This window comes from Parvimonas sp. M20 (assembly GCF_035282425.1).
Lineage (GTDB): Bacteria > Bacillota > Clostridia > Tissierellales > Peptoniphilaceae > Parvimonas.
In genome coordinates this window covers 1-233 of record NZ_JAYKBQ010000296.1, presented here as the reverse complement: position 1 = coordinate 233, position 233 = coordinate 1, and the positions used below count along the sequence as shown (strand labels likewise).

Here is a 233-nt window from a genome sequence, read left to right as displayed (position 1 = left end):
TAAAAAAGTCCCAAAAAAATTTGCATTTAACTTTTTTGCTAAATTATGAGCAACAACATTTGACTGATATTCTAATCCATTACCTAAACTTCCTCGAGCTGGGATGACAGCAATTTTATTATAAAATTTTTTTACATTCATTAGGTCTACAAATGACTTAACCGTTGTCCCACCAGAGATACCTATTACATCATGTTCAGAAATTATATTTAAAAAATATTCTGATGCTACTT

1 protein-coding gene is annotated in these 233 nt (G+C 28.8%); it reads right to left on the bottom strand.

Annotation, left to right across the window (positions count from 1 at the left end):
* Positions 1–233 (bottom strand): sugar-binding domain-containing protein (locus tag VJI93_RS09295; protein WP_324009403.1); only part of this gene is annotated, 233 nt, incomplete at both ends.